Origin of the sequence: Clostridium sp. B9, assembly GCF_050509515.1 — a bacterium.
In the GTDB taxonomy this organism is placed as follows: Bacteria; Bacillota; Clostridia; order Clostridiales; family Clostridiaceae; genus Sarcina.
Window position 1 is genome coordinate 1,950,067 of record NZ_JBNWKA010000003.1, and the last position, 22,270, is coordinate 1,972,336.

At 28.9% G+C, this 22,270-nt stretch carries 22 protein-coding genes; 8 read left to right on the plus strand and 14 right to left on the minus strand.

Features of this window, described 5'->3' with window-relative positions:
• Nucleotides 1-404: 404 nt before the first annotated feature.
• From pflA to ppcA, 4 genes are all read right to left on the minus strand, one after another.
• Entirely contained in the window at nt 405-1,112 is a 708-nt protein-coding gene (gene pflA, locus ACQZHJ_RS08825) for a pyruvate formate-lyase-activating protein (RefSeq protein WP_430485186.1), read from the minus strand.
• A 351-nt stretch (nt 1,113-1,463) separates the two neighbouring features.
• Nucleotides 1,464-3,698 carry a formate C-acetyltransferase gene (gene pflB, locus ACQZHJ_RS08830; RefSeq protein ID WP_430485187.1) on the minus strand — a complete coding sequence of 745 codons (2,235 nt, stop codon included), beginning with the start codon at nt 3,696-3,698 and terminating at the stop codon, nt 1,464-1,466.
• A gap of 345 nt (nt 3,699-4,043) precedes the next feature.
• Nucleotides 4,044-4,460 (minus strand): hypothetical protein, encoded by a 417-nt coding sequence (locus ACQZHJ_RS08835; protein WP_430485188.1) that lies wholly within the window; start codon nt 4,458-4,460, stop codon nt 4,044-4,046.
• A gap of 400 nt (nt 4,461-4,860) precedes the next feature.
• Nucleotides 4,861-6,474 carry a phosphoenolpyruvate carboxylase gene (gene ppcA / locus ACQZHJ_RS08840; RefSeq protein WP_430485189.1) on the minus strand — a complete coding sequence of 538 codons (1,614 nt, stop codon included), beginning with the start codon at nt 6,472-6,474 and terminating at the stop codon, nt 4,861-4,863.
• A 297-nt stretch (nt 6,475-6,771) separates the two neighbouring features.
• Between ppcA and ACQZHJ_RS08845 the strand changes: the two genes are divergently transcribed.
• Complete coding sequence (locus tag ACQZHJ_RS08845; RefSeq protein ID WP_430485190.1) at nt 6,772-8,064, plus strand: acetyl-CoA hydrolase/transferase family protein; 1,293 nt, start codon at nt 6,772-6,774, stop codon at nt 8,062-8,064.
• Between the two features lie 236 nt (nt 8,065-8,300).
• Here the strand turns inward: ACQZHJ_RS08845 and miaB are convergent, their stop codons facing one another.
• Nucleotides 8,301-9,647 carry a tRNA (N6-isopentenyl adenosine(37)-C2)-methylthiotransferase MiaB gene (gene miaB, locus ACQZHJ_RS08850; RefSeq protein ID WP_430485191.1) on the minus strand — a complete coding sequence of 449 codons (1,347 nt, stop codon included), beginning with the start codon at nt 9,645-9,647 and terminating at the stop codon, nt 8,301-8,303.
• A gap of 215 nt (nt 9,648-9,862) precedes the next feature.
• Here miaB and ACQZHJ_RS08855 point away from each other — a divergent pair, with 215 nt between their 5' ends.
• From ACQZHJ_RS08855 to ACQZHJ_RS08870, 4 genes are all read left to right on the plus strand, one after another.
• Nucleotides 9,863-10,936 (plus strand): type I restriction endonuclease, encoded by a 1,074-nt coding sequence (locus tag ACQZHJ_RS08855; protein WP_430485192.1) that lies wholly within the window; start codon nt 9,863-9,865, stop codon nt 10,934-10,936.
• An 88-nt stretch (nt 10,937-11,024) separates the two neighbouring features.
• Entirely contained in the window at nt 11,025-11,300 is a 276-nt protein-coding gene (locus tag ACQZHJ_RS08860; RefSeq protein ID WP_430485193.1) for a hypothetical protein, read from the plus strand.
• Nucleotides 11,301-11,372: 72 nt separating this feature from the next.
• A complete protein-coding gene (locus tag ACQZHJ_RS08865) occupies nt 11,373-11,768 on the plus strand; it encodes a DUF5684 domain-containing protein (protein ID WP_430485194.1) in 396 nt (131 codons plus the stop codon).
• A 544-nt stretch (nt 11,769-12,312) separates the two neighbouring features.
• The gene (locus tag ACQZHJ_RS08870) at nt 12,313-12,783 is read left to right on the plus strand and encodes a helix-turn-helix domain-containing protein (protein WP_430485195.1); all 471 of its coding nucleotides are present in this window, start codon (nt 12,313-12,315) and stop codon (nt 12,781-12,783) included.
• 92 nt (nt 12,784-12,875) lie between these two features.
• Here the strand turns inward: ACQZHJ_RS08870 and ACQZHJ_RS08875 are convergent, their stop codons facing one another.
• Nucleotides 12,876-13,451: a hypothetical protein gene (locus ACQZHJ_RS08875; RefSeq protein ID WP_430485196.1), complete on the minus strand. Its 576-nt coding sequence runs from the start codon at nt 13,449-13,451 to the stop codon at nt 12,876-12,878.
• A gap of 303 nt (nt 13,452-13,754) precedes the next feature.
• On the opposite strand from ACQZHJ_RS08875, the gene ACQZHJ_RS08880 reads away from it, so the two are divergent.
• Nucleotides 13,755-13,904: a hypothetical protein gene (locus tag ACQZHJ_RS08880; RefSeq protein WP_430485197.1), complete on the plus strand. Its 150-nt coding sequence runs from the start codon at nt 13,755-13,757 to the stop codon at nt 13,902-13,904.
• 148 nt (nt 13,905-14,052) lie between these two features.
• Here ACQZHJ_RS08880 and ACQZHJ_RS08885 read toward each other — a convergent pair whose 3' ends face one another.
• The 7 genes from ACQZHJ_RS08885 to ACQZHJ_RS08915 form a co-directional block, all read right to left on the minus strand.
• Entirely contained in the window at nt 14,053-14,844 is a 792-nt protein-coding gene (locus ACQZHJ_RS08885) for a GNAT family N-acetyltransferase (RefSeq protein ID WP_430485198.1), read from the minus strand.
• A gap of 93 nt (nt 14,845-14,937) precedes the next feature.
• Entirely contained in the window at nt 14,938-15,786 is an 849-nt protein-coding gene (locus ACQZHJ_RS08890) for a 4-hydroxy-3-methylbut-2-enyl diphosphate reductase (protein WP_430485199.1), read from the minus strand.
• 2 nt (nt 15,787-15,788) lie between these two features.
• Nucleotides 15,789-16,442 (minus strand): (d)CMP kinase, encoded by a 654-nt coding sequence (cmk, locus tag ACQZHJ_RS08895; protein ID WP_430485200.1) that lies wholly within the window; start codon nt 16,440-16,442, stop codon nt 15,789-15,791.
• A 342-nt stretch (nt 16,443-16,784) separates the two neighbouring features.
• On the minus strand, nt 16,785-18,005 hold the full coding sequence (locus tag ACQZHJ_RS08900; RefSeq protein WP_430485201.1) for an NAD(P)/FAD-dependent oxidoreductase: 1,221 nt from the start codon (nt 18,003-18,005) through the stop codon (nt 16,785-16,787).
• 234 nt (nt 18,006-18,239) lie between these two features.
• The gene (locus ACQZHJ_RS08905) at nt 18,240-19,118 is read right to left on the minus strand and encodes a MurR/RpiR family transcriptional regulator (protein WP_430485202.1); all 879 of its coding nucleotides are present in this window, start codon (nt 19,116-19,118) and stop codon (nt 18,240-18,242) included.
• A 25-nt stretch (nt 19,119-19,143) separates the two neighbouring features.
• Nucleotides 19,144-19,695: a tRNA (mnm(5)s(2)U34)-methyltransferase gene (locus ACQZHJ_RS08910; RefSeq protein WP_430485203.1), complete on the minus strand. Its 552-nt coding sequence runs from the start codon at nt 19,693-19,695 to the stop codon at nt 19,144-19,146.
• A 6-nt stretch (nt 19,696-19,701) separates the two neighbouring features.
• Nucleotides 19,702-20,412: a pseudouridine synthase gene (locus tag ACQZHJ_RS08915; protein WP_430485204.1), complete on the minus strand. Its 711-nt coding sequence runs from the start codon at nt 20,410-20,412 to the stop codon at nt 19,702-19,704.
• A gap of 220 nt (nt 20,413-20,632) precedes the next feature.
• On the opposite strand from ACQZHJ_RS08915, the gene ACQZHJ_RS08920 reads away from it, so the two are divergent.
• Nucleotides 20,633-21,451: a TIM barrel protein gene (locus ACQZHJ_RS08920; protein WP_430485205.1), complete on the plus strand. Its 819-nt coding sequence runs from the start codon at nt 20,633-20,635 to the stop codon at nt 21,449-21,451.
• A gap of 56 nt (nt 21,452-21,507) precedes the next feature.
• On the opposite strand, the gene ACQZHJ_RS08925 is transcribed toward ACQZHJ_RS08920, so the two are convergent.
• Nucleotides 21,508-21,753: a hypothetical protein gene (locus ACQZHJ_RS08925; RefSeq protein ID WP_430485206.1), complete on the minus strand. Its 246-nt coding sequence runs from the start codon at nt 21,751-21,753 to the stop codon at nt 21,508-21,510.
• A gap of 124 nt (nt 21,754-21,877) precedes the next feature.
• Between ACQZHJ_RS08925 and ACQZHJ_RS08930 the strand changes: the two genes are divergently transcribed.
• Complete coding sequence (locus ACQZHJ_RS08930) at nt 21,878-22,267, plus strand: PadR family transcriptional regulator (protein ID WP_430485207.1); 390 nt, start codon at nt 21,878-21,880, stop codon at nt 22,265-22,267.
• Nucleotides 22,268-22,270 lie beyond the last annotated feature (3 nt).

Genomic DNA, 22,270 nt, shown 5'->3' on the forward strand with positions numbered 1-22,270 from the left:
AAAAAAGGGGATGCATTAAATAACTTTCTAACCCAAGCTATAAATAATATTAACCAACTTATTATCTACACCTACTATTAGAAAGACTGAATACTCCCCTTAATTATTTATTATATTTTAATTCAATACATTTTTACCAAAATAACTTTTTAAATCTAATTTTGTTTTAAAGAGTGTGGTGTTTTCTAGATATAGATGAAAGACCATCTTAATGAGCAATTAGAGTTTCATTGTTTATGGAAGAGTAATAGCGTTAAGAAGCTTTTTCTGTTCGAACGCAGTGAGTTTAAAAGCTTTAGCTATTACTCTGAAATAAACAATAGAAACTCTTTGTGAAATTAAGTTAGATCTGAAGATATAGCTAGAAAACGCCACTAGTTTAAAACAAAACTTTATATTCTACATTAATTAAAAAGTTCTTTTTCCATTTCTTTTAGCCAATTCTTATCTAAAGGCTCAACGCCGTCTAATCTGTACGGAATATTTAAAACCTCATATTTATTTACTCCTAAAACATGATAAGGTAAAAGTTCTACCTTTTCTACGTTATGTAGTCTATCTATAAAGTTTTTAATTCTTGTTAAATCTTCCTTATTATCAGTATATCCTGGAACAACAACATGTCTTATCCACATTTTCTTATTCATAGATTGAGCTACCTCTAAAAATTCTAAAGATTTATCAATGGGAACTCCAACTAATTTTTTATACTTTTCAGGATCAGTTTCTTTTACATCAAATAATATAAGATCCACATATTTTAATATCTCTTCATAATCTCCTAATCCAACACCAGCAGTATCTATAGTAGTATGTATTCCCTCAGCTTTGCAAAGCTTTAAACATTCTAATAAAAACTCTGGTTGAAGAAGAGGCTCTCCACCTGAAAAAGTAACTCCACCGCCTGAAGATTCAAAATATGTTCTATATCTTTTTATCTTAGCAACAAGTTCTTCTGGAGTATATTCAGTACCACCATCTTTGCACCAAGTATCTGGGTTATGACAATATGCACATCTAATACCACACCCTTGCATAAATACTATAAATCTAATACCAGGTCCATCAACTAATCCCATTGATTCTAATGAGTGTATTCTTCCTTTAACCATTTGCTGTTCCTCCTAATTTCAAATATTCTAAAAAAGAGTGTATAAAGTGTTTGCTTAATTAAACCTTATAAATATAATGAAGAAAATATCTAGATGAACTTTAGAATTTAAGTTATTACGTAGGATATATTTCGTTAAGAAGCTGAGACTGTAATTCTTCTAATGAATACACTCTCACTCTGTTCGATTGCATAAGTTCAAGCATCCAAATTAAAATTTGGGCTTTCACTTAAGTTTCGAAGCTTTAGAAATATATCCGGAGTAATAACTATAAATTTTTAGTGAAATCTAGTAATTTTCGGAATATATTTATAGGTTTTAAGCAACCTTATACACTCTTATTATATAAGATTATAGAGACTCGTGGAATGTTCTGCTTATAACCTCTAATTGTTGTTTTCTAGTTAATCTGTTGAAGTTAACTGCATAACCTGAAACTCTGATTGTTAATGTTGGATACTTTTCTGGGTGATCCATAGCATCAACTAAAGTTTCTCTGTTAAATACATTAACATTTAAGTGATGAGCTCCTTGCTTGAAGTAACCATCCATAATAGCAACTAAGTTGTCTATTCTTGAATTTTCTTCTTTACCTAAAGCATCTGGAACGATTGAGAATGTATTTGAAACTCCATCCTCACAAACTTCACAGTAAGGGATTTTAGCAACAGAGTTTAAGCTAGCTAAAGCTCCGCTATTATCTCTTCCGTGCATTGGGTTAGCTCCTGGAGCAAATGCTTCACCAGCTTTTCTTCCATCTGGAGTTGAACCAGTCTTCTTACCGTAAACTACGTTTGAAGTTATTGTTAAAATTGATAATGTGTGCTTAGCTCCTCTATATAATGGGTGCTTTTTAAGCTCATCTGAGAATTTCTTAACTATTTCAACAGCTAAGTCATCAACTCTATCATCATCATTTCCGTATTTAGGGAAGTCACCTTCGATTTCGAAATCTACAGCTATTCCATTTTCTCTTATTGGCTTAACTTTAGCAAATTTAACGGCACTTAATGAGTCAGCTACAACTGATAAACCAGCGATACCGAATGCCATTAATCTACCTACATGAGTATCATGTAAAGCCATTTGTCCAGCTTCATAAGCATATTTATCATGCATGTAGTGGATAACGTTCATTGTATCTACATAAAGGTCTGCAATATATTCTAAAACTTTATCGTAGTTAGCTCTTAACTTTTCATAATCTAAAACTTCATCAGTTATTGGCTCTAATCCTTGAATTACAACTTTTCCTGATTTCTCATCTACTCCACCGTTTATAGTGTAAAGTAAAGCTTTAGCTAAGTTAGTTCTAGCTCCGAAGAATTGCATTTGCTTACCAATTTGCATTGCTGATACACAACAAGCTATTGAGTAATCATCTCCGTACATTGGTCTCATTAACTCATCATTCTCGTATTGGATTGAGTCAGTTTTGATTGATACTTCAGCACAGAACTTTTTGAATCCTTCTGGTAATCTATCTGACCATAATACAGTCATGTTTGGCTCTGGAGCAGGTCCTAAATTAATTAAAGTTTGAAGATATCTGAATGAGTTTTTAGTTACTAATGGCTTACCATTAACACCCATACCACCAATACCTTCAGTTACCCAAGTTGGGTCTCCAGCAAATAAATCATTGTACTCAGGAGTTCTTAAATGTCTTACTAATCTTAATTTGATTATGAATTGATCTATTAACTCTTGCGCTTCTAATTCAGTTATAACTCCAGCTTGAAGATCTCTTTCTATGAAGATATCTAAGAAAGTTGAAGTTCTTCCTAATGACATTGCAGCTCCGTTATTTTCTTTAACTGCAGCTAAATATCCAAAGTATAAGAATTGAACTGCTTCCTTAGCGTTTGCAGCTGGCTTAGATATATCAAAACCATATTTTAAAGCCATTGATTTCATTTCATTTAAAGCTTGAATTTGCTCTGAAACATTCTCTCTTAATTGAATGTACTCTTCAACTGATCCTTCGCTTTCAAATGATATATTATCATAATCTTTTCTCTTTTCTTCTATTAAATAATCTATACCATAAAGAGCTATTCTTCTATAGTCACCTATGATTCTTCCTCTACCATAAGCATCTGGAAGACCAGTTAAAAGACCAGCAGATCTTGCAGCTCTTGTCTTAGCTGAATATGCGTGGAAAACACCTTGGTTATGAGTTTTTCTATAAGCGTTAAAGTGCTCTCTTATATCGCTATCTAACTCATATCCATATTCTTTTAAAGAACTTTCAACCATTCTCATTCCACCATAAGGATTTACTATTCTCTTAAGTGGAGCGTCTGTTTGGAAACCAACGATAACTTCGTTATCTTTATCTAAATATCCAGGCTCATATTTATCTATACCTGAAACTCTATCTGTAGCTACATCAATAATTCCTTTTTCTATCTCTTCTATTATTAATGCTTGAGCTTTTGCTAAAACAGCATCAGTCTTTGCAGTAGTACCTGCTAAGAATTCTTTGTCGCCTTCATATGCAGTATAGTTTTTTTGTATGAAGTTTCTTACGTCAATTCCTTCTTGCCAAGTTCCTTCTTTAAAACCTTCCCATTGTTTAAACATATGGTATATCCCCTCTTTCTTAATTGAAAATCTTTATCAACTTAAATTTAACACATTCCAGAAGAAATGTAAAGCAGTTGATAATCGATTTCAATAATCTTTGCTAAAATTTCTTTTTGAAAATTGTTAAAATTTAAATCAATTATAGTTTAATCATTTAAATTCTACCTTCTTTTTTAAATAATATAAATAATAAAAGGCTAAAATTTTCATTTAATTAATAATTTATAAATAGAAAAAACATAAAATTTTCCTTGAAAACATTTACTAAAAATTCCAATTCCATTATGTGACTAATTGAGAATTTTAAGTAAAAAAATAAAAAGCACTATAAAGCGCTCTTTACTATATCTTTCTAAAATGTCTATATGGAACAGTAAAAATTTCTATGTTATCATAAGTTTCCTTATTCTCATATTCCATTTTTAATCTTTTACTTATAAAATTAGCATCCTTCATTGTAACTGGATAAATAAACCCTTCAGCTACTAAACTCATAATTGCCTTTTCATCTATTAAGTAATCTATAATTGCATTTGCAACCTCTTCACAAGCTACATCAAAAGATCCTAAATAAGTATCTTGTAATTTAAACTCTTCTAATTCCCACAATTCTAAATTACTTAATTCATTTATTTCTTTTCTTAAAACCTCTTTACGTTTCTTTATATCCTTATCTTTAAAATCATAATCATTTAATATTTTTTGAACTTCACCACTAATACTATTATCGTTTAATACTTTATCATAATCTAAAATCATCTCAATCACCTCGTGTGTTTCTTCTCAATGACTTAATAATAACAATAAAGTTTAATTAAGACTATGATGCATATCATAATTTAAAATTATATAGTTAATCTAGTTATAATTTTAAAAATAAACTTGTTTCAGTTAGGTTTTCCTATAAAATTAACAAATAATTCTCTAATTAATTATGTTCAGTTACTAATATAATCTTTTCTAAAATTCAATAAAAACTAACTTAACAAATAGCCACTTATTCGAAAAATAAAAACATCTTTTGTTAATCTAATTAATTAACAAAAGATGTTTTTGCAACCTTTTTAATTCATATTTATTAGCTTCAAAATATGTTTATTGGCTTTTTTATGAGTAAATTTAGATTATTTATAATAAATTTACCCATTCAATTTTAATTTTAGCCTATACTTCCTCTTACTTTACCCATTCTTACTATCCACTCATTTAGGATTTTAAGTTCTTCTGTACTATTACGCATTACATTTTCCTCAAGTCCCATTAAGTGCATAATTATAGGCTTAGTTGTTTTTAATAAAGTATGGTAGAATTCATTTTCGTTTAAGAAGTCATAGTCTAATCCAAGGTTAAGAATTTCATTTACATATCTCATGTCTTCTTTGTACTCTTGTCTAGCCTCTTCATCTATTATCTTCTTAGATACTCCACCATTTGCAAATCTAGCAGCAAATGCTAAGTCTTTTCTTAAGATTGGGTATATTTCAAGAAGCTTATCTATTCCCTCTTGGCCATACTTTTCTTTTATTTCATTTAATGCTCTACCCATACCCATAAGTTCTGGTGGCATTCCTAATGTATACATAGCTCCAGTAAATGATATTGCTCTTGGAACTGCATATTCTTTTGAGTTATCTATGCTAAGAATTTCTTGTTTTAAGACCTCGTCTTTAACTAAATCTGCTACATTATCTAAGTTTGCTACTTCTCTATTATACTCTAATCCAGTTTTAGCTTTTGTTAATCTATCTCTATTCTTAGGAATGAAGTCAGATACAAAGGAAACCTTATCTATAACTTTTAAGAAAGTATGTAGGTAATGCTTTGAACATATTCCTATAAACTCTTTCATTAAATCTTTATCTTCTTCTGATAAGTTTCTTGGCTTTGAATCAGCAATTCTTTCTTTTAATTCATTTACCGCTCTCTTAGTTGCTTCCTCACCATGATCATATCTTAAAGCTGATTGGAATGTGAAAGTTTTTATTCCGCTGTATGTTGCAATTATTTCTTCTATATTTTCTTCTGAGAAGTGACCTCTAAATGGAAGTGAACCACATCCTAATATTGGATTTATTTCAACTCCATTTCTCTCTCCCCATTTATATGCTCCATCTACTGCCATAAGTACTGATAATACTCCTGAAATAAGTCCATAAGACATAGCAGTATCTGATCTTGCAATCATTATTCTAAGGTCTTTTAATACGTTACCTTTACTCTTTTCTATTTCATAATGTTCATCTAAAATTTTATCTATATTTACTAGTGCAGGGACATCCTCAACTAGTGGTATTATTCTAACGCCATTTAAGTCTAACTTAGTTTCATAGTTTTTATTCCCCATATCTATAACTGAGTTAACCCTATCTTGAAATTCCGAAATTTCCTTACCTGTTTCTATCATTGGAACGACAACCTCTGATATAGCAGGAATTCCTGTTAATGTTTTTGATTGTACATTTGTCTCTATTATAGACATTATACTCATAAGCTGTCTAAAAACAGATTCTTTATTAGCATTTGGTATTCTAGGAGTTACTCTAACATCCTTACCAGGAATTATTCCTTTTCCTATTAATCCAAGTGCTACTTGTGAAGTTTGATGATAAGGAGTTAATTTTCCTTCAAAATCTATCATAACTTCTTCTATTCCTAAACCACCTTCGCTTTGTGGTGTTAATCCTTTTATTGCTTCAGCCGGCTCTTCTTGTATTGAAACGTATGTTTCTACATTATCCGGATGTTGTGTCATCATTGAACAAGGTATTTTCATAATATATCCCCCTCTTTGGTTATTGCCGAAATGAAATTTATGATTAAATTATATTGCACTTTTTCATAAATTTCAAGTGTTTTTAAAGAAAAAATGCAATTTATTTTAAATTCTTCTTGCATTTTATATTTGCAAGAAAAATTTCATTAATTCATCACATATTAATAATGTATGAACATTGTTTTCTTATTAATATAATATTGTTCGTGCAACTAACTTTTGTGAAGTATAAATTATATTATTCCCAAAACAAACATATTAATTTATTAAGAAGCTATTTTTTTATTAGGAGGGATTATGAACTGGGAGGAACTTTATAAAAATAAAAAAGTGACTGCTAGAGAAGCCATCAGTAAAATACGTTCTAATTCAAGGATTGTAACAGGTCACGCTGTTGCAGAGCCAAAGGTTTTGTTAGATGAACTTGTTCTTAATTATGGGAAATTTGAAAACTTAGAAATACTTCATTTAGTATCTTTAGGTAAAGGTGATTATGTCAAAAAAGAAATGGAAGGACATATTAAACACAATGCATTGTTTGTGAATTCAAATACTAGAGCAGCTGTTCAATCTGGTTTTGCTGACTATACTCCATCATTCTTCTTTGAAATTCCTAGATTATTTAAGAAGGATTACTTGCAAGTTGATGTATGTTTACTTCAATTATCCCCACCAGATGAACATGGATATTGTAGTTATGGTACATCTTGTGACTATACAAAATCAGCTTCTGAATGTGCAAAGCTTGTTATTGCAGAAATAAATCCTAATATGCCAAGAGTTTTAGGAGATAATTTCATACATGTATCTGATATAGATTATATTGTAGAAGTTAATTATCCTCTTCCAGAACTTCCACCAAAGCCTATTAATGATGTTGAAAAGGCTATTGGGGAATATTGTGCAAGCTTAGTTGAAGATGGTTCAACTCTTCAACTAGGAATAGGTTCTATACCAGACGCTGTTTTAATGTTCCTACATGACAAAAAGAACTTAGGATTACATTCAGAAATGGTATCAGATGGTATTGTAGACCTATTTAACATGGGGGTTATAAATAACAAGGAGAAAAGCATTCATAAAAATAAAATAGTTCTTACATTCATTATGGGTACAAAAAAACTGTATGATTTTGTAAATAACAATCCTGTAATAGAAATGTATCCCGTTGATTATGTAAATAACCCTATAACTGTAGCTAAAAATAATAAAATGATTTCTATTAACTCTTGCATACAGGTTGATCTCTTTGGTCAGATAAACTCCGAATCCATAGGTGGTAAACAGTTCAGTGGTGTTGGGGGGCAAGTTGACTATGTAAGGGGCACTAGTATGTGTGAAGATGGAAAATCAATAATAGCTATTCCTTCAACTGCTTCAAAAGGAACAATTTCTAGGATAGTTCCAAGATTAGATTATGGAGCAGCTGTTACAACCTCTAGAAATGATGTGCATTATGTTGTAACTGAGTATGGAATAGCAGATTTAAGAGGAAAAACTTTGAAGGAAAGAGCTAAGGCATTAATAAATGTAGCTCACCCTAAATTCAGAGATGAACTTTTAGAGGCTTACAAGAACTATTTTAATTAGTGTTGATTTTAGCTAGCCCTTCAGACCTACTTAATTTTAAGTGAAAATCAAAATTTATAATTTTGTATTTTGAACTTATACCTCCAATCTATCTAAAATCAACACCAGTTTAAAATAGACTGAATTTCAAAGAAAAAAACTTATAAACATATTCCGAGAATTATTAGGTTTACTAAGAATTTTCGGAATAGTATTTATAAGTTTTACATACTATAGTTATATAATTTATGATAAAATTACTTCTCTATTATTTCTCCGATTAATGAGAATGGTTGAGCTCTAACTATTTTAAGATTAACTAATTCTCCAACTAAGCTTATGTCTCCAGCAAAGTTAACTAATTTACCATTTCTAGTTCTTCCAGTTAATTTAGTTTCATCATTCTTACTTGGTCCTTCAACAAGAACTTCAACTACTTTACCTTCATACTCTTTGTTCTTTAATATAACCTTTTTGTTGATAGCTTCAACTACTCTGTTAAATCTCTCATGTTTTATATCATCTGGAATTTGATTTTCCATCTTGTCAGCAGGAGTGTGATTTCTTCTTGAGTATATGAATGTGAATGCTGAATCATATCCAACCTCTTCACAAAGACTTAATGTATCTTGGAAGTCTTCCTCAGTTTCTCCAGGGAATCCAATGATTAAGTCAGTTGTTAAAGTAACATCTGGAATCTCAGATTTTATTTTCTTAACTAAATCTAAGTAGTATTCTCTATCATAGTGTCTGTTCATCTCTTTTAATATTCTTGATGATCCACTTTGAACTGGTAAGTGAACCTGCTCGCAAAGCTTATCACACTCTTTTATAGCTGTGATTACATCATCACTTAAATCTTTAGGGTGAGAAGTCATGAATCTAACTCTCTCTATTCCCTTAACTTCATTAACCTTTCTTAAAAGACCAGCGAAGTCTATATCCTCTTCTAAGCCTTTTCCGTATGAGTTTACGTTTTGACCTAATAGAGTTATTTCTTTGTATCCTTTTGATACTAATTCTTCTATTTCTTTTATGATATCCTCTGATTTTCTACTTCTTTCTCTTCCTCTAACATAAGGAACAATGCAGTATGTACAGAAGTTGTTGCATCCATACATGATAGTAACGAATGCTTTAACATCACTCTTTCTATCTATAGGTAAACCTTCAACTATTCCCTCTTCTTTATTTAAGATTTCCTTAACTTGAACTCCTTCTTGAAGAACTCTGTTTAAATACTCTGGGAATTTATGTGCATTGTGAGTTCCAAATATTATGTCAACATAAGGGTAAGTTTTTAAAACCTTATCTGGCATACCTATTTGTTGCATCATACATCCACATATAGCAATAACTAAGTTAGGATTTTTTCTCTTTAATTTTTTAAGCTGTCCAATGTTACCAAAAACTTTATTCTCAGCATTTTCTCTCACACAACAAGTGTTAAATATTATTATAGAAGCTTCTTCCTTCTCTTCTGTTCTCTCATAACCTTGAGACTTTAACATCCCTGATAATTTTTCTGAATCTTCCTCATTCATTTGGCATCCATAAGTACCAATATAGAAGAGTTTTTTTTCTTTATTATTTTCCATTGTCATTTCAGTTCCTCCAAAATAAAAAAACATTAATGTTTTTATTATATCATAAAAATTATTCATATTAAAAGATAGAATTTTTTAATATGAATTTTTTAATTAAGAAGGTTAACGAAGCAAAACAATTGGATAATAACTGGTAAAGTGGTATTCTATTCTTATAGATATTAAATTACAAATTTATAGTAAAAGGGATTAAAGTTTAAGGAGAGAATATTATGGATTTAAATGAAGAATTAAAACAATTTACAATTAAAATAAATACTCTAAAGGATAGTATAGCAACTGAAGAGGCCACCAAAACTAGTTTGGTTTTACCTTTCTTTCAGCTACTTGGATATGATATTTTTAATCCTTTGGAATTTGTGCCAGAATACACAACAGATGTAGGTACAAAAAAAGGTGAAAAGGTTGATTACGCAATACTAAAGGATAATGAACCTATGATAATTATAGAGGTGAAATCTTGTGGTACTCAGCTTAATAATAAGCATATAAATCAGTTGCTAAGATATTTTTCAGTTACCAAAGCTAAGTTTGGAATATTGACTAATGGAGTAATATATAGATTTTATTCTGATCTTGAAGAGGTTAATAAGATGGATAATATACCATTTTTAGAGATAAACCTACTTGATATTAATGAGTCTTTAATACCAGAACTAAAGAGATTTCAGAAAGAAGCTTTTAACCTAAAAGACATTCTTTGTAGTGCTTCTGAACTAAAATATACTGCCATGATAAAAAATGTGTTGGCAGAACAACTTTCAGAACCTACAGATCAATTTATTAAGGCTATTCTCAACAAAGGGGTTTATTCAGGAGTAAAAACTCAAGCTGTTATGGACAAGTTTAGAGTTCTTGTTAAAACCTCATTTAACGAATATATAAATGAACTACTAAGAGATAAGTTGAATACAGTTATAGAAATGGGAAATTTAGAAAAGCCTTCTCTTATAGCTAACAATAAAGAAGTTGTAAAACCTAAAAGCATTGAAAATGAAATTACTAAAGATGAAAAAGAGATGTTAGATTTTATAGCTGGTTTAATAGAGGTAGATGAAGAGATACTCTATAAGAAGACTGATAAATATTTAGCTATACAGTTAGGAAACAATGTAAGACGTTGGGTTTGTAGAATTTTTCTTAAAAAGAATCAAAAGGTTTTTCTATTGCATAAGTTTGATGACTATGATTATGAAGAGGAATATTACTTTGAAGAGATATGTCAGCTTGAAGTAATAAAAGACTTGATTTCAGGTGTTGCAAATTTATGTATATCCTCTAAATAGAAATTATATTTAAAGTACCATACTGACATAAGTATGAGTATGGTACTTTGCTTTAACTATATATAATCCGTAAAAAGGAGGCTATAAAATGAAAAAAATATCACTTATAAATAAAATACTTTTCTTTTGGGATATAAGAGATCTCTCTGATGAAATTGATATAGATTTTAATCGTAAGACAAAGACTTTTTTTCAACTTTCCTTTATTTTTTCCTTATATCTTTTCAATAAATTCTGTTTAGATTACTTTATAAGTAATGTTAATTTTTTCTTTAGGGTAATCTTATTATTGTTATATTTTTATGCTTTTGTGCAAATATTATATTTAGTGACTTTAAAAATGTATGATATGGGATATAGATAGAAATCAACGACACTCTAAATAAAAACTCATTCTTGGGATTTATGATATAATTTAGTAAAGGAGGTGATATTTATGGCTTATTTTAACGAATTATATTCTTTTAGCAACTCAAGTGTATTAATAGCCTTTATATTTTATCTAATAAGACTATACCCTAGTTATGTTATGGCTAAGAGAGCTAATTTAAAACATGCATGGATGATGTTTTTCCCTATACTTGGTGAATTACAATTATTACACTTAGCAGGATTGTCTTATTGGTATTTTTTACTTTATATTGTCCCATTTGTTAATGTAATTCTTGGTATAATAGTATTCTATAAAATACTTAGAAACTTTGGATTTGGCTTATTTATGACTATTTTAGGAATAATATTCTCATTTATAGCATTTATAGCATTTTGGTTCATAGTTTTAAGTGGAAGAGATTTTGTAGGCGATATCCCAAGAGAATATCAAGAATATTAAATACCTTTTGAATTACATATCAACACATTATTAAAATTTAGGCTATGTTTTAAATTGTGGTTGATTTCTAGATATAGATGAAAAACTATCTTAATGAGCATTAGAGTTTCATTGTATATGGAATAATAGCATTAGACCGAAGGGAGTTCTGAACTTTAGCTATTATTCTGGAATAGACAATAGAAACTCTTTGCGAAATTAAGTTAGGTCTGAATATATAGCTAAAAATCAATCCTCACTTAAAACAGAAACTAAATTTTAATTGGAAATTTATAAAAACATAGCCTTAAAGGCAGAAATTTTGGTGAGTTATATCAAAATAACTATTTAATAAAATTTGCAAGCATATTCTTTTCATACTGTCTGTAAATTTTATTATTAAGTTTTGATATAGCTCCTTTCATTTAACCTATCTTTTATATAACACTTCTTTAGAGATATCATTTTTCAAATTAATTGCATATTTTTTACAACACCCTCTTCCAATATGAAAATATATGAAATATAATGAATATATAGGAAATATTTGTGAGAGGTGTTAACTATGAATGATTTTGAAAAACTTTATACAATTGATGACATTGCTAAAATGACTAGATTAACTTCACGTACCATAAGAAGCTATCTAAAGGATGGTATCTTAGAAGGAAGAAAAATAGGTGGACAATGGAGATTCACCATGAAAGATATTGAAAATCTATTTGATAGTAGAAAAACTAAGGAGGAACTAGCTAAGAATTCTAAAACAGAAGTTATAGATTTTTTAGAAGGACAAAATGTAGATTCAAATAAAAAGATACAAATATGCACAGTAGTAGACTTATATTGTAAAAACATTTTGGAAGGTAAAGAGCTTTCAAGTAAGCTAATGACTATAATAAATGAAGATGAAGAGGCTGTTAAAAATGGAGCTAGATTTTCTTATGAATATATAAAGGAAATCTCCAAGGCTAGATTCACTCTATTTGGTGATGTTGAATTCATTATAAAGACATTAAAAACCTTAGAAAACTAAAAGTATTTTTAAAAGTAATTAACTAATAGTAAGAAAGACCCCTGTCAAACAACTTAATTTTGACAGGGGTCTTTTCTTAAAACTTGTATACTCTATTTTCTTATTATATTTAAAACATAGTTTTTAAAATTTTCAAAAGTCATACTTTCTATTGTGGCACCTTTATTGACTTTTCTAGTTGAGAAATCATATGAAGCTGATCCATAGTTAAATGCTGGACTTCCTACCACAAAGCTACTTCCAGTTACTCTGTATGTAACTTTACATTTTAATATTTCTTCACAGAAATCTAAAAGTCCTAAGTAATCCTCTAGATGTTTTTCTTTAATCATATTAACCACAAATGAGAATAATTGATATCCTCCTAGTAACTGTTGCATTTTTCCACCATGCATATTAAATACTTTATCTGTACTAAAGAAATATTTCATCTCTTTATATGTAGCTGTTTTAAAGTCCTTATTTACTTCTAATCCTTCTAGTTCAACGCTATCTAGTTCTTTTTCTATAGTTTCCCATTCAATTGATTTAGGCATAGCATTATTATTTATAGTTTGAGTAAACTTCTCTATTGCATTATCCATATATTTATTAACTGTAATAGCTTTATCATTTATATATACTGTATATTCACCATTTTCAAATACTAAACTAATTTTGTTTCCCATAAAAAACACCTCGTTTTTATAATTAATAATAATTATTATATAATAAAGTTTTATATTTGTCTATATTTAATTCATCTTCTTTATAGATGTTCTAATAAAGCTTTTAAATTTTCAAATAATTTAAATCAACCTTTTTAGACTTTTGCTTAATTAGGCCTATTAATTAATATTAATTTATAACTATATTTTAAACAAGTACTGATTTCTAGATATAGATAAAAGACCATCTTAATGAGGAATTATATAAATATTATTAAATAAGATTTTAAAATATGTAAATAATAAAACTAGGAGGTGATTTTTATGTATGATCTAAAAGAACTAGAAAATAATGTTAATAACCAAGAAAATGCACCTAGAGATATTAGCGATAGATCTTATTACAGTGCCCATTTAACAGATAGTGTATTCAGAACTAAGACATCTTACATATCAACTGATTATTTGCTATAGCTTATAGTGGAAAGATATAAAAAAGCTTTATCTAAAATACATAAATGGGCTATATCAAAATAACCTTTTAATAAGACTTTCAAACTTTATTCTATTAATACTGTTTGAAAGTCTTATTATTTAATTCTGATACAGCCCATTTAAATTTTTAGCTTAGTAATTCGTATATCTTAACTTCTGAAAACTCTTTAAAGCCCATTTTCTTATATAAATTTAAAGCCTTTATATTATCTGATTTAACCTTTATATAAACCTCTTCTAATCCCATCTCTTTGCCTTTATTAAGTATATGAATAATAAGCTTTTCCCCATATCCTTTTCCTCTGAATTCTTCAACAATTCCGAAGTTAGCTACAGTATGTTTGCCTTTTAATATTAGTATTTGACCATATCCTAAAATTTCATCATTTTTTACTGCAAAGAATGATAAATTTGGTAAAAATGCTTTTCTACTACATTCATATACTATATCCTTAGGTTTTAAAGGTATTCTATTTTCCTCATGAAATATTTTATTTTGAATATCACAACGTAATTTTTCATCTTGCCCTTTTATAAACTTTCTAAATTCAAGATCTGAACTCTCTTCTTTAGAAAAGTTCTTTAGATCTAGACTCATTATTATGTTGGACGCTTTTTTTGTAAAACCATATATATTCAAATTAGTCCCCTCATTTTCCTTAGTCTCATATATAAATTTATCAATGTTAAATTCTGAATTAATTTTATTATTACCATTAAAATCTCTATTATAATTCACATGAGTAATATTTTTTATATACGCTTCCTTATTAGCTGCATAGTCTATCTCCCAAAGCATAATATCCTTGTCCTCACAAATAACCTTCAAGAAATAATTAGTACACAGGCTTCCTAGTGAAAACCTTAATAATCTTGCATATTTAAAATAATCCCATAACTTAAACCTAACTATATTCATTTTACTACCCCTAATTTTTGTCATATATTATAGTATAAAACAATTGCCATATAAATTCCAGTACAATGGAATTTATATGGCAAAATATTGCTCCTATAATTCTTTCAATCTATCTATAACTTCATTGATTATCCAGTCTGGAGTTGAAGCACCAGCTGTAATACCAATATTTTTTATAGATTCGTCTTGTAAAAGACTTTCATCTAACTCTTTAACATTCTCTATATGATAGCTTTTAGGACATTCTTTCTTGCATATTTCATATAGTTTTGTTGTATTAGAGCTATTCTTACCACCTATAACAAAAACTAAATCAGATTCTTCTGAAAGTTCTTGTACACTTTTCTGTCTAACATCTGTAGCTGAACAAATAGTATTAAATGCTACAATCTCTTTGCTTTCACTTACTATTTCATTTAAAACCTTATTCCAAGTTGCTTTTTTCTCTGTTGTTTGAGAAACAACGCATACTTTAACAGGAATATTAGTAAGATCTTCTTTTCCATTTGTTATTATGGCTGAATCATTACACCATCCATTTATTCCAATAACCTCTGGATGATTTTTATCTCCAACTATAATTATCTTATATCCTTGCTCATAGCATTTTTTAACTTTTTGTTGGATGTTAGTTACATAAGGACAAGTAGCATTTTTAACTATTAATCCTTTAGCTTCTAAATCCTTTATAACACATTCTTTAACTCCATGAGATCTTATAAGTACAACATCTCCAGGGGTTAAATTATCAGCTTCTGAAAGTTCTATAGCAAATATATTATTGTCCTCTAAATAATTAACAACATCGTTATTATGTATAAGAGGTCCTAAAGTATATATTTTTTTATCAAATTCTTTCTGATACTTTATAGCCTCGTCTACAGCTCTTTTTACTCCAAAGCAAAATCCTGCATTCTTTGCTAAAGTTATTTTTCTTTCCATAATTATTTCTCCATATAGCTAGATATCTTATCAACTACTCCCATTATGCCTATGCCAGTAGTATCTATCTCAATAGCATCCTCAGCTTTTCTTAGAGGATCTACCTCTCTGTTAGAATCTAGGTAATCTCTTCTTATTATATCTTGTAATATTTCATCGTAATTAACTTCTAAACCTTTTTCCATAAGCTCTTTGTATCTTCTATCAGCTCTTTCTTCAGCACTAGCAGTTAAGAAGAACTTATAATCAGCATCCTTTAATACAACTGTTCCAATGTCTCTTCCATCCATTATAACACTATATTTAGAAGCCATTTTTCTCATAAGTTCTACTAGTTTTTCTCTCACTTCTCTTATTGAAGCATAAGCTGAAACATTTTTGCTTATTTCAGGCATAGTTAATTGTGAGTTTATATTTTCTCCGTTTAATATAAGCTCATCATTTTCAAAATGCATATCCATTCCATCTATCATTTCTAATAATTTCTCAACATTTTCAGCTGCAATATCATTTTCTAAGGCTTTTATAGTAACAGCTCTATACATAGAACCAGTGTTTATATACATTAAATCAAAGTTCTTTCCTATAATTTTAGCAATTGTGCTTTTTCCAGCACCTGCTGGTCCATCAATAGCTACTGTAATAATCTTTTTCATATTGTTAATTCCTTTCTCACAAAACATCAAGTTTTATTTACCATATATATTGAACTTTTAGGCTCTATCTTAAGTGAGTGTTGATTTCTAGCTATATCTTCAGACCTAACTTAATTTCGCAAAGAGTTTCTATTATCTATTCCAGAATAATAGCTAAGGATTTTAAACTCGCTATCGCTCAAACAAAAAATCCTCTTAACGCTATTATTCTTACATAGACAATGAAACTCTAATGCTCATTAAGCTGGTCTTTCATCTATATCTAGAAATCAACACTTGTTTAAAATAGAACAAAATTTTAAAATAAGTTTCTTATATTAAAGCTTTAAGTTAATAATGAAACTAAATAGACTTTCCTGCTAAATACCCTGTTGATAATGCTATTTGCACATTGTATCCACCTGTAAAAGCATCTACATCAATAACTTCACCTGCAAAGTATAAATTTTCTACAATTTTAGACTTCATAGTTGAAGGATCTATTTCCTTAGTAGAAACTCCACCAGCTGTAACTATTGCTTCAGAAATATCTCTTAAGCCCTTAACAGTGAATGTTAGGTTCTTTAAAAGATTTAAAAGATTTCTTCTTTCTTCTTTAGTTATAGAATTAACCTTTTTATTTTCATCTATTCCTGAAAGCTCTATTATAGTTGGTATAAGTTTTTTAGGAAGAAGTTCATCTAAAGAGTTTTTAAAATCTTTATTTAGATTCTTCTTAAAATCTTTTTGAAGTCTTAAATCTAGCTCTTTATCCTCTAAAGCTGGTTTTAAATCAATAGAAATCTCAAATTTTTCTCCTTCTTTTATAAATCTACTTCCACTTAAAACAAGTGGACCAGAAATTCCAAAGTGAGTAAATATCATTTCTCCTTGATTGCTATAAACAACCTTTGAGTTTTTCTTATTTTTTATCTTAAGCTCTATATTTCTAAGAGATAACCCTTGAAGTGCACGTACCCAAGCCTCTTCAATCTCTATTGGAACTAAAGATGGTTTTGGATCAATTATTGTATGTCCCATCTTCTTAGCTAAATCAAAGCCTATACCAGTTGAACCTGTTAAAGGATAAGATTTACCTCCTGTTGTTATTATGAAGTAATCACCTTTAACTTTAGCTCCTCCTTCTAATACAACAGCCTCTATTTTATCGTTATTAAATATAACATCTATTACTTTACTATGTAATCTAACTTTTACTCCCGCTTCATCTAGACCTTTTGAAAGTCCTCTTATTATATCAGAAGATTTATCTGAGTTTGGGAATACTCTAGAGCCTCTCTCTACTTTTAACTTAATTCCTGCATCCTCAAAGAAATTCATTACATCTATATTTGTATATGTGTATAATGCACTATATAAAAAATAAGGGTTTCCTGGTATGAACTCAAAAAACTCACCTATATCCTTTGCATTCGTTACATTACATCTCCCTTTACCTGTAATAAATAGCTTCTTACCAAGTCTTTCATTACTCTCTAAAAGAGTAACATCATGGTTCTCTGCTGCAGATATTGCTGCCATCATCCCCGCAGGGCCAGCACCTATAACTATTACCTTAGCCAATATATCAGCTCCTTAATTTAATTGAATCAAACTAATAATAAACTTTCTTAAAAACATTGTCAACTGACATATAAGTTTATTATTTTGTTCTAAAAGATAAAAAATAGACTTATTACTGATTTCAATAAAAAAACTTACAAATAATATGAAGATAATATATGTAAAAGCTTTAGAATTTAAGAAATTATCGGAATTTATTTGTAAGTTTTTTTAAAATCACTGTAAAAGTCTATATTAAGACTCTATGTTGTTTTTGTTGTATGAATATACGTTATAATCTTTCCATATCTTTTCAAGTTCATTGAATGTAGAAGTTATTTTCTCTTTTTCTCTTATCCCTACAGCAATGATTAAAGCATTTATTACACTTAGTGGAGCAACTAATGAATCAACAAATGATGCCATGTTACTTTGGGCTATAAGTGTGTGATCTGATTGAGATGCAAGTGGTGAGATTAAGCTATCTGTTATTGATACTATTTTAGCATTTCTACTCTTAGCAAACTCTAAAGCATCTATTGTTTTTAATGCATATCTCGGGAATCCAATTCCTATAACTAAATCTCCTTCTCCTAAGTTAAGCATTTGTTCAAAGGTATCACTTATACCATTTGATATAACTCTAACATTATCTAATATTAAATTTAAGTAGAATCCTAAAAATTCAGCAAGAGCTGTTGAGCTTCTTAATCCTATTATATATATTCTTTTAGCTTTAAATATCTCATTTACAACTTCATCAAAAGTCTTATGATTTATTTTCTCTAAAGTAGCTCTTATATTCTCTATATCAGCCTTTAAAACACCCTTTAAAGCATTTTCTTCACTTATAAAGTCATTTGATAACTCTAATCTTTGTACTGATGTAAGTTTATTCTTTATTAACTCTTGTAGAGCCTTTTGTAGTTTTGGATATCCTGAGAATCCAAGCTCCGTTGCAAATCTAACTACTGTTGACTCACTTACTCCAACGTTATTTCCTAATTTAGCAGCAGTCATAAAAGCTGCCTTATCATAATTCTTTAAGATATATTCAGCTATAAGTTTTTGTCCTTTACTAAGTTTTGGGAACTTTACTTGAATTAATCTCATTAAATCTTGAGTATTCTCCATTTTAAAAATCCTCTCTTCATTTTATTTATTTAAATTTCTTTTCAATTACAACCAAAGAAGGTGCAGTTTTTGCTCTATTTATAAATTCAGTATGCAAAACTCCATATTTATTCTTAGGTAACTTTTCAACAAAGCTAAGCACTTCATTTTTCTCTATCTTGCCTTCTTCATGTCCACTATATAGAGCTATTATCATTATTCCGTTCGTATCTAATAAATCTAATCCTATATTTATACTCTTTAATGTACTTTCAGCAATAGTTGTAATATGCTTATTATTACCTGGTAGATAACCTAAGTTATAAACTATACATTGAACACTTTCTTCCTTTATATATGTATTAAAATTTTCATGTGAATCTAGTATAGCTTCTACATTACTTTTATTTTTCTCTTTATATGTGTTTACTGCCTCTTCTTGGATATCAAAGGCATAAACCTTTTTAAATAAATCACTTAAGAAATCACAATCATGACCATTTCCTAAAGTAGCATCAATAGCAACATTTTTTTCTTCTATAAATGTAGTTATTATATTATGATATATATTACTTACATCAGTTACATATTTAAACATAATAGATTATAGAGATTTTATATAATTAACTTCTTTGTCAGTTAAATATCTCCATTCCCCTTTCTTAAGACTTCTAAGATTTAAACTACCTATACGCTCTCTTTTAAGAGAAACAACTTCATGATTGAAAGCAGCACACATTCTTCTTATCTGTCTATTCTTACCCTCGTGTATTATTATTTTAACTTTACAACTATTAGTGTACTTCTCTAAAAGCTCTATTTCACACTCTGCTGTTTTATAGTCTCCAATATCAACGCCTGATCTAAATTTATTCATTTCCTCTTCTGTGAATATTCCTTTTACTAAAGCAACATATTCTTTATTTAAATTGACTCTTGGGTGAATTATTTGGTTATAAACATCACCATCATTAGTTAAAAGAAGAAGTCCTGAACTATCGTAATCTAGTCTTCCTATTGGATATATTCTCTCATTAACTTTAACTATGTCTAAGATAGTCTTTCTGTTCTTTTCATCCTTATTAGTTGTTACATATCCTTCTGGTTTATTAAGCATTATATATACTTTGTTTTCCTCTGGTCTTATAACTCTATTATTAACAGTAACAACATCTACATCTGGATTAACTTTTGTTCCAAGTGAATCAATAGTATCGTCATTAATCTTTACTTTTCCACTCAAAATTATCTCTTCACATTTTCTTCTTGATGCCACTCCACATCTAGCCATGTATTTTTGCAATCTTTCTTCCATTTTGCACACTCCATCTTATAGTTTCTATTAATAATTTTAAAGAACTATGCTCTAAAATGCAATATTTATTTCGAATTATTGCATTTTTTCTCTAAAAAAGCAGAAAATATATCTATATATTAACAATTTCTACAATTTATAATTCATATTATATAATAATTAATATCTTTTATTGAATAATCCCTACTATTTTGCTATACTTTTATAAAGAGGTGATAACATGGAAAAACTTTTATTTGGTATTTCTGGACTACCAAACGGAGAAGAAGGACAGAAATTCAATTATGCAACAGGAATAGAATATTTAAAAAACATTGGTTTAGAAGCTATGGAACTTCCATTTGTTAGATCTGTTAATGTTACAGCTAAAAATAGAGATAAAATAATCGAATCAAAAACTAAAAATGATTTTTATCTTTCAGCTCATGGATCATATTTTATAAACTTAAATGCAGTTGAAGAAGATAAAAAGGAAAAATCTATTGAAAGAATTTTAAAAGGAGCAGAAGCTTTAAAAAGTGTAGGAGGAAGAAGTTTAATATTCCATCCAGGGTTTTATTTAAAATCTTCTAAAGAAGAGGCTTTAGCTGAAATCAAAAAGAATTTAAAGAAACTTCCATACGAAGGCGTTGATTATAGATTAGAAACTACAGGAAAAGGAACTCAATTTGGTAATCTTCAAGAGTTAGTTGATATATGCAAAGAAGTACCTTCATGCAAACTATGTATAGATTTTTCACATATACATGCAAGAGGAATCGGTGCCTTAAAAGAATATAAAGACTTTGCTGAAATCTTAGAATATATTAAAGAACATTTAGGAATGGAAGCCTTAGAAGATTTACATATTCATATGTCAGGTATACATTATACAGATAAAGGTGAAAGACACCATCTTCCATTTTTAGAAAGTGATTTTAATTTTGTTGAATGCTTAAGAGCACTTAAAGATTATAAAGTAAAGGGCTGTGTAATTTGTGAAAGTCCACTTTTAGAAAAAGATGCCTTATTATTAAAAGAAACTTATGAAAAATTATAAGATAGGAGAATCTTCCCCTATCTTATACTAATACTTATAATGCTATTATAAAAATATTAACAGTATCCACCGCAGTTTCCAAATCCACCACAATTACCTAAGCCGCCAAATCCTCCGCAGCCTCCACCTAATAGTAAAAGCCAGATTAATGGAAATCCACAGCCACCGCCAAATCCGCCACAATTTCCAAATCCGCAGCCACCGCAGTTTCCAAATCCACCGCAATTATTTCTACAGCTGCAGCCACATCCACAATTTCTTCTGCAAGAATTACATCTACAACAGCAATCTCTTCTTGACATAATAATTCACCTCACTTCTTTTGTATAGTACAGTATATTCAAGAAATCACAAATTGTTAATTACTTTCAGTAAGATTTTGGGTTATACTTATAATATAAAAAGTAAATTTGGAGGTGAGGTATTTTGAATAAAAGAACTCGTATGGTTGCACCAAGAAATATTATTAATGCAAAACAATTATATTCATTTTATGTACTAAAGGAGCTTTCAAAAGGACATGAAGTATTTGGAAATAAGGTTTTAGAAGCTTTCAAAGATGAATTTTCTAGTTCTCCGCTTCCATTTCCAGTATCATCCAGTACAGTATATGATACACTATATGACTTAGAACAAAAAGGATTAGTGACAAGCTATTGGATAGGTGATGATTTCATCAATAAAAGAACTAAGAAAATGTATAGAATAACAGATGAAGGAAAAGAGTATTATAGACTTCACGTTGCAGATTATGTTGATGCTTTAAATAAAAACAAATCAATAATAGATATTTTAATAAGAATGCTTACTGATTAAAAA